General features: G+C 59.5%; 13 protein-coding genes and 1 tRNA gene. 5 read left to right on the top strand and 9 right to left on the bottom strand.

The window, feature by feature from the left end:
* Nucleotides 1-81: 81 nt before the first annotated feature.
* From nagA to ACESY8_RS01025, 8 genes are all read right to left on the bottom strand, one after another.
* Nucleotides 82-1203: an N-acetylglucosamine-6-phosphate deacetylase gene (gene nagA, locus ACESY8_RS01060; RefSeq protein ID WP_054338824.1), complete on the bottom strand. Its 1122-nt coding sequence runs from the start codon at nt 1201-1203 to the stop codon at nt 82-84.
* Nucleotides 1194-1946, bottom strand: coding sequence for a glucosamine-6-phosphate deaminase (gene nagB, locus ACESY8_RS01055; RefSeq protein WP_039996583.1), 753 nt, complete (start codon nt 1944-1946; stop codon nt 1194-1196). The genes nagA and nagB overlap by 10 nt, the downstream gene beginning before the upstream one ends.
* A gap of 71 nt (nt 1947-2017) precedes the next feature.
* Nucleotides 2018-2923 (bottom strand): dihydrodipicolinate synthase family protein, encoded by a 906-nt coding sequence (locus tag ACESY8_RS01050; RefSeq protein ID WP_007488871.1) that lies wholly within the window; start codon nt 2921-2923, stop codon nt 2018-2020.
* A gap of 122 nt (nt 2924-3045) precedes the next feature.
* Entirely contained in the window at nt 3046-3912 is an 867-nt protein-coding gene (locus tag ACESY8_RS01045; protein ID WP_021632695.1) for a carbohydrate ABC transporter permease, read from the bottom strand.
* A 15-nt stretch (nt 3913-3927) separates the two neighbouring features.
* Entirely contained in the window at nt 3928-4857 is a 930-nt protein-coding gene (locus tag ACESY8_RS01040; protein WP_024724212.1) for a carbohydrate ABC transporter permease, read from the bottom strand.
* 127 nt (nt 4858-4984) lie between these two features.
* Nucleotides 4985-6334 (bottom strand): ABC transporter substrate-binding protein, encoded by a 1350-nt coding sequence (locus ACESY8_RS01035; RefSeq protein ID WP_021632693.1) that lies wholly within the window; start codon nt 6332-6334, stop codon nt 4985-4987.
* 159 nt (nt 6335-6493) lie between these two features.
* On the bottom strand, nt 6494-7348 hold the full coding sequence (locus ACESY8_RS01030) for a MurR/RpiR family transcriptional regulator (protein ID WP_007488862.1): 855 nt from the start codon (nt 7346-7348) through the stop codon (nt 6494-6496).
* A 10-nt stretch (nt 7349-7358) separates the two neighbouring features.
* The gene (locus ACESY8_RS01025; RefSeq protein WP_007488861.1) at nt 7359-8570 is read right to left on the bottom strand and encodes an AGE family epimerase/isomerase; all 1212 of its coding nucleotides are present in this window, start codon (nt 8568-8570) and stop codon (nt 7359-7361) included.
* A gap of 197 nt (nt 8571-8767) precedes the next feature.
* Here ACESY8_RS01025 and ACESY8_RS01020 point away from each other — a divergent pair, with 197 nt between their 5' ends.
* The 3 genes from ACESY8_RS01020 to ACESY8_RS01010 are packed head-to-tail and all read left to right on the top strand — an operon-like array spanning nt 8768 to nt 11503.
* Entirely contained in the window at nt 8768-10147 is a 1380-nt protein-coding gene (locus ACESY8_RS01020; protein WP_054338823.1) for an ROK family protein, read from the top strand.
* Nucleotides 10148-10150: 3 nt separating this feature from the next.
* Nucleotides 10151-10810: a GDSL-type esterase/lipase family protein gene (locus ACESY8_RS01015; protein ID WP_007488857.1), complete on the top strand. Its 660-nt coding sequence runs from the start codon at nt 10151-10153 to the stop codon at nt 10808-10810.
* 54 nt (nt 10811-10864) lie between these two features.
* On the top strand, nt 10865-11503 hold the full coding sequence (locus tag ACESY8_RS01010) for a DUF624 domain-containing protein (protein WP_007488855.1): 639 nt from the start codon (nt 10865-10867) through the stop codon (nt 11501-11503).
* Between the two features lie 46 nt (nt 11504-11549).
* Here the strand turns inward: ACESY8_RS01010 and nrdR are convergent, their stop codons facing one another.
* Complete coding sequence (gene nrdR, locus ACESY8_RS01005; protein WP_054338822.1) at nt 11550-12005, bottom strand: transcriptional regulator NrdR; 456 nt, start codon at nt 12003-12005, stop codon at nt 11550-11552.
* Between the two features lie 150 nt (nt 12006-12155).
* Between nrdR and ACESY8_RS01000 the strand changes: the two genes are divergently transcribed.
* Nucleotides 12156-12287, top strand: coding sequence for a hypothetical protein (locus ACESY8_RS01000; protein ID WP_009259926.1), 132 nt, complete (start codon nt 12156-12158; stop codon nt 12285-12287).
* Between the two features lie 127 nt (nt 12288-12414).
* Nucleotides 12415-12488 (top strand) — tRNA-Gln (locus ACESY8_RS00995).
* The last annotated feature ends 67 nt before the right edge of the window (nt 12489-12555 follow it).

Genomic DNA, 12555 nt, shown 5'->3' with positions numbered 1-12555 from the left:
CGGGCGTTCCTCCTTTTTGACCGCTCCTCCGCCCTATGAAAATGGAGTAGGGTCGGAAGGCTTGAATTTTGGGGCGCACGTTTACTGGCTGACCAGCTCGCCGCGGAAGAAGACGTCCTTGACGTCGAGATTTTGATCCAGAACCACCACATTGGCCCGCTTGCCGGGCTCCAGACTGCCCACCCGGCTGAAGATGCCGATGGCCATAGCCGGGTTGACGGCGGCGGCCCGCACGGCATCCGCCAGGGGGATGCCGAAGGATACAGCGGTCTTCATGCACTTCATCAGGTCGGTGACGGAGCCTGCCAAGGTGCCGTCGCTCAGGGTAGCCCGGTTGCCCTTGACCTGAACGGCCTGACCGCCCAGGGTATAGTCGCCGTCAGGCATGCCGGCGGCCCGCATAGTATCGGAAATCAGGATGACCCGCTTGGAGCCGAACATCTTGAACACGGCCCGCACCACCGAGGGGTGGATGTGCACGCCGTCACAGATGAGCTCCACATTGCACAGGGGGGTGTCCAGGGCGGCTCCCACCACGCCGGGGGCCCGGTGGCTGAAGGCCGGCATGGCGTTGAACAGATGGGTCACCTGCCGGGCCCCCAGACGGAAAGCCTCCATAGAGGTGTCATAGTCCGCCGTGGTATGGGCGATGGACACGGTGACTTCTCCCTCCACCGCCTCAATAAACTCCATGGCACCCGGCTCCTCCGGGGCAATGGAAACGAGCTTGACCAGTCCCTGGGAGGCGGCCATCAGGCGGCGGAACATAGCCACGTCGGGGGCGTGGAGCCACGCGCCGTTCTGTGCGCCCTTTTTGGCCATGGAGAGGAAGGGTCCCTCCAGATTGATGCCGCAGAGGGCGGCGCCGGGCTTATCGGCGGCCCGATGGGCGGCGGCCACCTGACAGATCTTGGTGAGCTGCTCCTCCGTCAGGGTCATACCGGCAGGGCAGATCTGGGTGACCCCCCGGGAGAGCTCATATTGTGCCATAATCTCCAGGCCCTCTGGTTCGGCGTCGGAGAAGTCCCGGCCCATGCAGCCGTGGAAGTGGACGTCGGTGAGACCGGGGATCACATAGCAGCCGGAGGCGTCATAGGTCTTTCCGTCCGCGCTGGAGCCGGAGAGCAGGCGGCCGTCAAAGCAGATGTCCCGCTGGACAAAGCCCTCCTGCAGGTCGAACACTTGAGCGCCGGTTATCCGCATACGGTCACACCTGCTTCCACCAGCTTGTGAAGGGCGGCCTTGTCGCCCACCAGAGTTACGTCAGGATGGAGCTGGAGCACAGAGGCGGGAACCTCCTTGGTCACGGGGCCCGTAAACGCCTTGCAGACAATGTCCGCCTTTTCCTCGCCGCTGACCACCATCAGGATGCGGCGGGCGTTCATGATGTTCTTGATACCCATGCTCAGGGCGTGGCGGGGCACCTCATCACGGCTCTCAAAGAAACGCTTGTTGGCCTCAATGGTACTCTCGGTCAGATCCACCACGTGGGTCTCCAGGCCGAAGTCGTCGCCGGGCTCGTTGAAGGCGATGTGGCCGTTATGGCCCATGCCCAGCAACTGGAGGTCAATGCCCCCCAGCTCCGCAATGAGTTTATTATAGGCCGCACACTCGGCATTGGGGTCCTTGGCCAGGCCGTTGAGCACGTGGGTGTTCTCCGGATGGATGTCAATATGGTCGAAGAGATTGTCCTGCATGAAATAGCGGTAGCTCTGCTCATGGTGGGGGGACAGCCCGAGGTACTCGTCCAGGTTGACGGAGCGGGTCTCCGCGAAGGACAAGTCGCCCTTCTTATACCACTCCACAAGCTGCTGATAGAGCCCTACGGGGGTACCGCCGGTGGCCAGACCCAGCACGCAGTTGGGCTTGTAGATCACCTGCGCAGAGATAATGTTGGCCGCCCGGCGGCTCATGGCCTTGTAGTTTTCGGCTTGATAAATGCGCATTGCAACCATCTCCTATCTTTACAGAGTGGGACGGGCGCAGCCTACGCCCGCCCCTGGGGCGTTCCAATGGATCAGCAGAACTTAGCCACGGCGGCGGCGATCATAGCGTGGGCCTCGTCCACTACAGCCGCATCGCTGTCGATCAGGGCGGGCATGGGCTTGCGGACCGAACCGCAGGGCACGCCGTCCTTGGCCAAAATTGCTTTCTGCACGGCGTACAGGTTGCCGTGGGCGGAGCACATCTTGTAGATGATGTGGTCAATCTCATTCTGGATCTGGCGGGCCGCCTCCATCTCACCCTTCTGGAAGTGCTCATACACCTTCAGGAAGAGCTCGGGCATAACGGCATAGGTACCTCCGATGCCGGCGCAGGCGCCCATGGCCAGACCGGAGATGAACTGCTCATCGGGCCCGTTAAAAACGAGCAGATCCTCGTCATGCCACATCTGGATATCCTGGGTTGGCATGGAGGAGTTCTTCACGCCGATCACACGGGGGTTTTTCTTCATCTCCCGCAGCAGAGAGGTGGTCAGTGCCACCCCCGCCAGTTGGGGGATGTTGTAGATGACAAAGTCGGTGTTAGGGGCGGCGGCGGAGATATCATTCCAGTACTGGGCGATGCCGTACTCGGGCAGGTGGAAGTAGATGGGAGGAATGGAGGCAATGGCGTCCACCCCCAGGCTTTCCGCGTGGGCGGCCAGCACCTGGCTGTCGGCGGTGTTGTTGCACGCCACGTGGGCGATGACAACCACCTTGCCCTTGGCCTCGGCCATCACGTTCTCCAGCACCACCTTGCGCTCCTCCACGCCCTGATAGATACACTCGCCGGAGGAACCGCCCACATACAGGCCGTTTACGCCCTTGCCAATCAGGTGGCGGGTCAGGCCCCGCACCCGCTCCGGTGAGATATTCCCTTCCTCGTCATAGCAGGCGTAAAACGCGGGGATAACACCGTGGTATTTCTTCAAATCGCTCATGATAGTATCCTTCTCTCTTCTCAATCAGAATCTCATTTTATAGAGGCTCCGTTCTTTTGGCGGCACATTTGTAGCGCAGGCTCCGCTGGCTGTGCCAGCGGAGGGGCAACACGAGCGGCGCGTCAGCCCTTGACTGCTCCCATGGCTATTCCCTGGGTAAAGTACTTCTGGAACGCGATGAACACCACAATAATGGGGATGGATGCCAAGGCCGCCCCGGCCATGATGAGGCCGAAGTCGGAGGACATCTCGCCCTGCATGTTAGCGATAGCCAGGGGCAGGGTCCACTTCTCCTCACTGGTCAGCATAACCAACTGAAGAAAATAGTCGTTCCAAGTATTGACAAAGGTAAAAATGGCCAGAGCGCCGATGCCGGGCTTGATCATGGGGAACACCACGCTGAAGAAGGTCTTCAGCTCCCCGGCGCCGTCCACCCGGGCAGCCTCCAGAATTTCATTAGGGATCGTCTCAGAGAACTGCTTCATCAGGAAGACACCGAAGGGCCAGCCCACCGTGGGCAGGATGACCGCCCACAAGGTGTCACTCATGTGCAGCAGCTTCATCTCCTGAGCCAGAGGGATAACAATGACCTGTTTGGGCAGAGCCATGGCGCAGATGATGATGGTAAACAGGATGGTCCGGCCGTAGAACCGCTTTTTGCCCAGCGCATAACCAGCCAAGGCGGCGGTGATGCAGGTCAGGATCATTGCCATAGCAGAAATAAACACGATATTGAACAGCCACAGGAAGGCCGGCTTTGCAAACAGCTTATCATAGTTTCCCATCGTGGGATTCATCGGAAACCAGACGGGCACCTTGGCGTTAATATCGATAGCACTCTTGAAGGAGCCGGTGACAATCCAGTACAGCGGGAACAGGAAGAAGATGGCCAACATGATCAGAATCACTACGGCAAACACCTTATAGGCTGTGGAGGTGCCACTCAGGTCGGTCTTTTTCACTTTGACCGGGGTCGTATTTGCACTCATTTTCTCACTCCCTCCTCAGTCTGTCTTCGCCACTTTGAACTGGATGGCGGAGAAAATGGCGATGATGACGGCCAAAACGACACCGATCGCGCAGGCGTAGCCCAAGTCGTACAGCCGATAGGCGGTGTCATAGACCTGGTACATAATGGTCATGGTGGAGTTCAGCGGCCCACCCTTGGTCAGCAACTGGATCAGCGCAAAGCACTGGAAGGAGTTGATAGTCGTGATAACCAGCACGTAGAGGGTAGTGGGCATGATCTGAGGCCACTTGATCTTCCAGAAAACCTGGAGCTTGGTGGCGCCGTCCACCTGGGCGGCTTCAATGAGGGACTGATCCACGTTGCCCAGAGCCGCCACGTACAACACGATGGGCTGGCCGATAGAGGTGGTAAACAGAATCAGGATTATAAACCAGATAGCGGTTTTAGGGTTGCCCAGCCAGTCAAAGCCAGTCGTGCCCGCCACCTGGTTAAGGATGCCATTGTAGGGGTTCAGAATCCACTTCCACACCACCGTGATGGCCACCGATCCGGTGACCACCGGCAGGTAAAACACACAGCGGAAGAAGGAGCGGGAAATAGAGTGCATCTTATAGATGGCGGAACTCACCCACAGGGAGAAAGCGGTGACACAAGGCACCGCCACCACCACGATAATCAGTGTATTCAGGAAGCCCTTGTGAAAAATAGGGTCCTGAAAGAGCTTGATATAGTTCTCCAGTCCTGCGAACCCCTTGATACCGCCCAAGCCATACTTCGTAAAACTGTAAAACAGGCAGATGAACATGGGTACGACCACGAAGGTAACGAAGAAGATCAGGCTGGGCAGCAGGAACAGATAGGCGGAGATGGTCTCTCTCCGTACCAGGGCGCGGCTCATGCCGGAGAATTGGGACTTTTTTTGGGGCTTCCGTCCGGCCTGGGCCGCCACGGTATTTTGCGTCATGAATGTCTCCCCTCTTTCAAGTGGTATTTGCCTTTTCCTTCACCACTCCGGTGAAAGGAAGCTGTGCCCGCCCCCTCTCAGCAGGGAGCGGGCACAGATATGCGCATTCAGGTTCCTTCGGTCAGGTTCAGCCGATATTGGCATTAGCCTGCGCCGCATACTTATCGGCCGCGGTCTGCACATCGGCACCGGTGGTCATGATCTCGGTCAACATGGGCCACCAGTAACCGCGCTGCTCGGTCCAGCCGCCAGTCAGGTTGTAATAGCGGCCCAGGTAGTCGCTCATCAGGGCGAAGGGGGCACGGGTCTCGGCGTCAGCGTCGCCGGTGTAGACATCGCCCCAGTCGGAGTGGACAGGGAAGAAACCGGTAGCCTTTACCGCCTCGACTCCGACAGTCTGGTCGTCGCAGACAAACTGCACAAACTTCTTGGCAGCCTCAATCTTGGCCTCGTCCTTGTTGTTGAACACGCCGAAGCCATAGGGGCCGGCCATCTCCAGCTCGGGCTTGCCGTCGTCAGAGGGGAATGCCATGGCGAAGGGGGTGAACTGGGTCTGAGCGGCATACTGGGTGTAGTTGGCGTAGTTCCAGCAGAAGCTCACGGCGCAGGTCTGGTTGGCGAAGGCCTGCAGCTCGTCGGCCGCGGCGAAGCTGGCATTGGCGGACATGGAACCGTTGTTCACCATATCCTGCAACAGCTTGAGAGCCTTGACGTTGTTCTCGCTGTTGGCGGTGTAGGCGGTCCCGTCCTCATTGACAAAGTAGTCGGAATACAGGTTGTTGACGAGGGCGCGGGTACCTTGGTCACCGCCCTGGGCGCCACAGTAGATAATGCCCGGAGTATTGATGTTGATGGTACCCGCCGCAGCGGCGTCACGCACCGCTTCCATAGCCTTCACGAAGTTGTCGGTGGTCCAGGTACGGGTCTCCTCGTCGATATACTGGAGGGCACCGGCCGCCTCAAAGGCCTCGTAGTTGATGGCCATACAGTGAGCGGCCACGCTCAGGGGATACATGTAGTAGGTGCCGTCCAACTGAGACACGGAGGAGATGCCCTCGGCAATGTCGGAGCCGCCAGTCTCCCACAGGTCGGACAGATCCACCATCAGGCCCTCACGGGCGTAGTTGCCCACGATACGCTCGGGGCCCTCGAAAATGATGTCGGGGCCGGTGCCAGCGGTGATGGCGGAGGTCAGCTTCTGATCACCGTCTTGATAGTTGATGGGAGTGACGGTGATCTTGATATCGGGATTCTGCTCATTGAAAGCAGCAATGATAGGCTCCCAATTGGATGCCTCGGCAAACCCACCGACATTGAAGGACCAGAGGTTGAGTTCAACGGCGCCGCTGGAGCTGCCGCCGGTCTCGCCGCCGGGCGCGGGGGATTCACTGTTACCCTGGGAGCCGTTGCCGCAGGCGGCCAGCCCCAGAGTCATACCGGCGGCGAGCAGGAGCGCAAGAGGTTTCTTCATGTTCATTGTTCTTCCTCCTCATTTTCGATAAATTTTTCTTTCCAGGACATCTCGTCCGTTGTGTAGATTGTATAATTCCGAGGGTGTTTTGTCAATATGCTTTTCGAAGAAAATTTTATTTCTCCAAAAATTCTGCAAATTTCTTTCACGTTTTGCAATACGCGGTCAAATGTGCTTGTCCGAAAGTACCTCCGCCACGGCCTCCCTTGTCTCCGCACTGCCCTGCACATCCCTGCGGCACACCTCATGGAACAGCACGTCCATCAGGTAGAGCTGCGCTACACGGGCCGCCACCGAGCCGCCCTGGAGGGGCCCCTCCAGAGAGCCGCACTGAAGCACTACGTCGGCATAGGCCGCACCGGGGGATTTGGGGAACCGGGTGACCAGGATGGCCACCGCTCTCCGGTCCCGGATGATTTTCAGGTTTTTCAGCAGCTCCTCCGTGGAGCCGGAGTAGGAAAAATACAGTACCACGTCCCGGGCCGTCAGGTGGGAGGCGGCGATGGCCTGCATGTGGGAATCCAGCACCGCGTAGAAGTTGGGCCGGGCGGTGCTGAACAGATGGGCGCACTCCTGGGCCAGGATCATGGACCCCCCCTGCCCCATGCACAGCACCTTTTCCGCGGAAAAGAGCAGATCCGCCGCCTTCCGGACGCTGTCCGGGCGGATCAGTTCCACCGTCTGGGCCATGGCATCCCGGTCAGCGGCGTAGAGCTTCTGACACAGCTCCTCAATGCTGTCTTCCGGCCGGATCTCCCCCGGTACGGTAGGGGCTTCCACCCGCCGTGCCGTGGAGTTGGCTACGGCAAGCTTGAACGCGCTGTACCCCTTGTAACCCAGCCGCTTGCAGAAGCGGGAGATAGTGGCCTCCGCCACGCCGGCCTCCTCCGCCAGCTCGGAGATGGACATGAACTGGGTCTTCTGCTGGTGAATCACCGCATAGTCGGCCACCTTCTTTTCCGCGCTGGTCAGCTGGTAGTATTCACTGTTGATCTTTTCAAATACATTTCCAAAGGGCATAACTGCCCCCTCACTGTCCGGCCAGGAGCTGTCCCAGCATCTGGTCACACATCACCAGCATCCGCGGCAGGTGGAAGGGCCCCTTGAACGTACTGCCCTTACAGGCGGGCATGGTGGGCTTGCCGTCCCGGCGCAGGTAGCCGTACCAGTCGCCGTATTCGGGATCGGAGAAGTGCTCCTTGCAGTAGTCCAGGGTGCGCTCAAACCAGGTCAGGTACTTCTCGTCGCCGGTGTCGCGGTAGATCATCAGGCTGGCGATGAGGATCTCGTCGTGGGGCCACCAGAGCTTCATGTCGTGCTCATAGGCCTCAGGGGGACGCCCCAGGCAGTCGATGAAGTAGAGCAGGCCGCCGTACTCGTAGTCCCAGCCGGCCTCGATGGCCTGGTCAAAGATTTTGACCGCCACCTCGTGCTGCTTCTTGTCGCCCTTCCGGTTGGCGTCTTCCATCAGGAACCAGGAGCACTCGATGTCGTGGCCGGGGTTGACCACCCGGCCCTCGGTCACGTCGCCCCGGAACTCGCCGTTGGGGCCGACACTCTCCAAGGTGCAGCCCAGCTCCGGCTTGTAGTGGTAGCGGAAAATCTCATCCACGCACTGGGCGGCCCGCTCGCTGTAAAGCGCGTCCTGCTCGGGGTCCACCCGGCGCAGGACCGAGGTGATGTTCAGATAGATCATAGGGTTGGCCAGGGCGCGGCCGGAGCGGGTCTCTGGGATGGTCTTGGGGCCCATCCCCGTGGGGTCGGCGATCAGCCCCTGGTTCAGGTTCCAGATCAGGTCGTAGGCCGCGCGGGCCCGCTCCAGGCAGGCCTTGTCGCCGGTAACACCGTAATACTCGGCGTTGGCGATGGCATAGAAGCCCTCGGAGAAGCAATAGCGGCGCTGACGCAGCGGCTTGCCGTCGCCGGTGACGGTGAAGTACATCCGGTTGCCCGCCGCCCGGTTGATGCAGTACCGCTCCATGAAGTCCAGGCAGCTCTTGCTGGCGGCCAGCCACTCCTCCTTCACTCCGTACACGTGGCACAGATAAGCGAAGATCCAAGCGCAGCGGCCCTGCATCCACACACTCTTGTCCGTGGAGAACACCTTTCCCTCCCGATCCAGACAGGTATAGACGCCGCCGTGCACCGGGTCCATGCCGTTTTTCATCCAAAACCGGATGCTGCGCTCCAGTTCCTCCTGAATCCACTTCTGGTGACTCTGTAAACGAGCCTTATGATCCATAATGTCAGATCCCACCTTTCGCTGATTGGGAGAGGTCCCCCATTTGCCTCCATCATAACCGCCCTCCCCCCTCCCGTCAAGAGAATTTCGAAAATTATTTTCAAAACCCTGAAAATATGCTTGACAGATTCAAAAAAACTGATAGCCTATAGGGGAAGGAACCTGTCTGTTTCCCACAAAAAAGGAGGGCTTACGCAATGAAGCATCTTGGAATTGAAGTCCCAGTAAAAAACGTGCCGGAACTGGACCCCGGTTTTCTCCCCCTGGGAAAGTTCTGCACCGCCTTTCTGAAGGACGCCAAAAAGCCGCTGGACATCGCGGTGGAGCGGGCCGGCGGCGAGGTGGCGGTCTACAAAACCTTTATCCACGGCACTCCGGACATGGCCGAGGCCGACATCTACTATGTGGACCGCATCATCAAGATGCTGCTCTGGATGAAGGGCGGCTTCAAGGTGTACCTCAGCGGCGATCAGGCCGTATATGAGGCCATGAAGGCCACCTACCGCGTGGGCGGCACCCGCGCCTTTGACGCCGACTTCATGTCCAACGTCTATGAGAAGCCCTTTGAGGTGGTGTACTGCGACCAGGTGCCTGCCGAGAAGAGCAATCCCCAGGCTGTGGGCCGCCACTTGGGCGGCTGCCGCATCGGCTTCGATGCCGGCGGCTCCGACCGCAAGGTGTCCGCCGTCATCGACGGCGAGCCGGTATTTTCCGAGGAGGTGGTCTGGTTCCCCAAGACCACCTCCGACCCCAACTACCACTATGAGGGCATCGTCTCCGCCCTCAAGGCCGCCGCCGAGCACATGCCCCGGGTGGACGCGGTGGGCGTCTCCTCCGCCGGCATCTATATCGAGAACCGCACCATGAATGCCTCCCTGTTCCTCAAGGTGTCCAAGGAGGACTTTGACGCCAAGGTGAAGGACATCTATATCCGCGCCATCCGCGACACCTTCGGCGACGTGCCCTATGTGGTGGCCAACGACGGCGATGTGTCCGCCCTGGCCGGCGCCATGAACCTGGGCGAAAACAGCATTCTCGGCATTGCCATGGGCACCAGTGAAGCGGTTGGCTATGTGGATTCGGACGGCTGTATCACCGGTTGGCTCAACGAGCTGGCCTTCGCCCCGGTGGACGTGTCCCCCAACGCCATGGAGGACGAGTGGTCCGGCGACATCGGCTGCGGGGTCAAATACTTCTCCCAGGACTCCGTCATCAAGCTGGCTCCCGCCGCCGGCATCAGCCTGTCCGCCGACCTCTCCCCTGCTGAGAAGCTCAAGGAGGTCCAGAAGCTGATGGACCAGGGCGGTTCCCCCGCCGAGGCCATCTACCGCTCCATCGGCGTGTACCTGGGCCACTCCCTGGCCCTGTACCACCACTTCTACGGCTTCAAGCATGTGCTGCTGCTGGGTCGCGTCATGTCCGGCCGGGGCGGCGACATCATCCTGGACACCTGTAAGAAGGTGCTGGCCGACGAGTACCCGGAGGTGGCCGGCCTCATGAACCCCACCCTGCCCGACGAGAAGGCCCGCCGTGTAGGCCAGTCCGTGGCCGCCGCCTCCCTGCCCGAGTTGAGGTAAGCGGTGAAACGCCACATCGTCTGCCTGGGAGACTCCAACACCCATGGATACTGCGCCGATCCCGCCGACTGCGCCGACGGCTCCCTCCGCCGCTTTAATGAATCAGAGCGGTGGACCTGCCGCCTCCAGGCTGCCCTGGGAGAGGACTTTCTGGTTCTTGAGGAGGGGCTACCCGGACGCACCACCGTCTTTGACGACCCGGTGGAGGAGAGTTTGAGCGCCCTGCCCTACCTCTATCCATGCCTCATGAGCCACGCGCCGGTGTCCCTGCTGGTGGTCATGCTGGGCACCAACGATACCAAGGAGCGGCTGGGCGCCAACGCCTGCGCCATCGGCAAGGGCCTGCGCCGCCTGGTGCGGAAGGCACAGTCCATCGACTGCTGGGCGGGCGGGCAGCCCAACCTTCTGATTGTCGCCCCGCCCGCCATCGGAAAGGGAGTGGAGCGATCTCCCGTGGCCCAGGAGATGGGACTGGGCTGCGTGGAAAAATCCCTGCGCCTGCCCGGCCAGTTCCGGGCGGTCGCCGCGGAAACCCGCTGCCACTTTCTGGACGCCAATGCCCTTGGCTTGGCGCACAACCCCATTGACTTCATGCACCTCACCCGGGAGAGCCACGCCCGGCTGGCCGCCGCGCTGGCCGAGCGGATTCCCACACTGTTCTGAACCCACAGGCCCGGCGAACTGTCGCCGGGCCTGTGACAAAAAGGAGGCCCCTTCATGGCCGCAGGCATTTTTAATCCGGAAAACGACTTCTGGCGTCTGATCGAAAAGCTGGTGGATCTCTTTCTCCTCAGTGTGTTCTGGCTGGTCTGCTCTCTGCCCGTGTTCACCCTGGGGCCCGCCACCGCCGCCCTCTACCGCACAGTGGCGCGCTGTATCCGCGGCAGCGAGCGCAAGAGCTGGAGCCTGTTTTTTCGTACCTTCCGGGAAAATTTCAAGGTTGGCGCCCTGACCACCCTCGTGGTGGTGGCTGTCGGTGCGGTTTTGTTCGTTCTCTATACCCTGCTCTATCAGACTGCATCGCTCAACCGCGCCGGCTACATCCTGTTTATGGCCTACTATGTGTTTCTTTTGTTGCCGCTGGGCCTGCTGTGCTACCTCTTCCCCGTCCTCTCCCAGTTTGAATTCGGTGTGGGCGGCCTCCTCTCCAACTGCGCCAAGCTGGCCATCGCCCACCTGCCCTCTACGATCGCCCTGGCGCTGCTGCTGTATGCCGCCCTGACGGTGTGTCTCAACTTCTTCCTGGCCATCGCAGTCACCCCCGCCCTTCTGGCCCTGCTCCACTCCCTCCTTCTGGAGCGCATCTTCGCCCCCTACATCCGCCAGCAGTTGGGAGAAGATGACAATGACACTTAAAAAAACAGCCTGTCGAATACATGCTTCGACAGGCTGTTTTTTGTTTCTATTTCTCCGCCAGCAGCTTATTGAGTTCCGTCATAAAGGTGCCGATGTCCTTAAACTGCCGGTACACCGACGCGAAGCGGACATAGGCCACCTCGTCCACCTCTCTCAGCCGGTCCATCACCAACTCCCCAATCTTCGCCGAGGGGATCTCCCGGTCCATGTCGTTCTGGAGAACCTGCTCAATTTCGTTGGAAATCTCCTCCAGCTTTCCAAAGGGCACCGGGCGCTTCTCACAAGCCCGGATCATGCCGTTGAGCAGCTTGCTTTTGTCAAATGTCTGGCGGCTGCCATCCTTCTTGATGACCACCAGAGGCAGACTCTCCATGGTCTCATAGGTTGTAAACCGCTTATGGCACGCCAGGCACTCCCTGCGGCGGCGGATGCTGGCCCCCTCATCGGAGGGCCGGGAATCCACCACCTTGCTCTCCGGATGGGCGCAGTACGGACATTTCATGGTGTCTTGCCCCCTTTGCTTCATTTTAAGCTATGATGGTTCATTATAGCATAAAAGTGCAGCCCGTGGTATCCCCATTTGAGAAAAAAATTTCCGTATGATTTTGTTTTTTCCGGGTACACTACAATCAGCGAAAGCGAGGTGAGCTTGATGCAGAATCAGAATCCGGACCAGATGAAGGCCCGCAGCCAGAATGGTCAGAACAAGACCAATGGCCAGAATGCTCAGAACAAGAAGAAGGAGCAGGCTCAGAACAAGAACAACCAGCCCAACCAGTTCTGACTTTGAGCCATGGGCCGGGGCTCCGCCCCGGCCCAATTTTTCTTTCCAAATTTTTTTCATTTTTCTATTGACATTCTGCGCCATTTTGGTATAATAACATGCGTGCTCACGAGAGAGCAGTAAAAATAGCGGGTTTGTGTAAGGGTAGCACAGCAGACTCTGACTCTGTATGTGAGGGTTCGAATCCTTCACCCGCTGCCAAAGCTCCGTAACCTTTCGGTTACGGAGCTTTTTTTTGGTAAAAAGCGGCGGCGCATCCGAATGGATG

The sequence above is a fragment of the Clostridium sp. ATCC BAA-442 genome (assembly GCF_964239415.1).
In the GTDB taxonomy this organism is placed as follows: Bacteria; Bacillota; Clostridia; order Oscillospirales; family Oscillospiraceae; genus Flavonifractor; species Flavonifractor plautii.
This window is presented reverse-complemented; position numbering and strand designations above follow the sequence as displayed.

What these genes read in the sequence shown, in the direction of transcription:
- nagA (WP_054338824.1), bottom strand. Translation starts at nt 1,203, where the DNA reads ATGCGGATAACCGGCGCTCAAGTGTTCGACCTGCAGGAGGGCTTTGTC.
- nagB (WP_039996583.1), bottom strand. Translation starts at nt 1,946, where the DNA reads ATGCGCATTTATCAAGCCGAAAACTACAAGGCCATGAGCCGCCGGGCG.
- ACESY8_RS01050 (WP_007488871.1), bottom strand. Translation starts at nt 2,923, where the DNA reads ATGAGCGATTTGAAGAAATACCACGGTGTTATCCCCGCGTTTTACGCC.
- ACESY8_RS01045 (WP_021632695.1), bottom strand. Translation starts at nt 3,912, where the DNA reads ATGAGTGCAAATACGACCCCGGTCAAAGTGAAAAAGACCGACCTGAGT.
- ACESY8_RS01040 (WP_024724212.1), bottom strand. Translation starts at nt 4,857, where the DNA reads ATGACGCAAAATACCGTGGCGGCCCAGGCCGGACGGAAGCCCCAAAAA.
- ACESY8_RS01035 (WP_021632693.1), bottom strand. Translation starts at nt 6,334, where the DNA reads ATGAACATGAAGAAACCTCTTGCGCTCCTGCTCGCCGCCGGTATGACT.
- ACESY8_RS01030 (WP_007488862.1), bottom strand. Translation starts at nt 7,348, where the DNA reads ATGCCCTTTGGAAATGTATTTGAAAAGATCAACAGTGAATACTACCAG.
- ACESY8_RS01025 (WP_007488861.1), bottom strand. Translation starts at nt 8,570, where the DNA reads ATGGATCATAAGGCTCGTTTACAGAGTCACCAGAAGTGGATTCAGGAG.
- ACESY8_RS01020 (WP_054338823.1), top strand. Translation starts at nt 8,768, where the DNA reads ATGAAGCATCTTGGAATTGAAGTCCCAGTAAAAAACGTGCCGGAACTG.
- ACESY8_RS01010 (WP_007488855.1), top strand. Translation starts at nt 10,865, where the DNA reads ATGGCCGCAGGCATTTTTAATCCGGAAAACGACTTCTGGCGTCTGATC.
- nrdR (WP_054338822.1), bottom strand. Translation starts at nt 12,005, where the DNA reads ATGAAATGTCCGTACTGCGCCCATCCGGAGAGCAAGGTGGTGGATTCC.
- ACESY8_RS01000 (WP_009259926.1), top strand. Translation starts at nt 12,156, where the DNA reads ATGCAGAATCAGAATCCGGACCAGATGAAGGCCCGCAGCCAGAATGGT.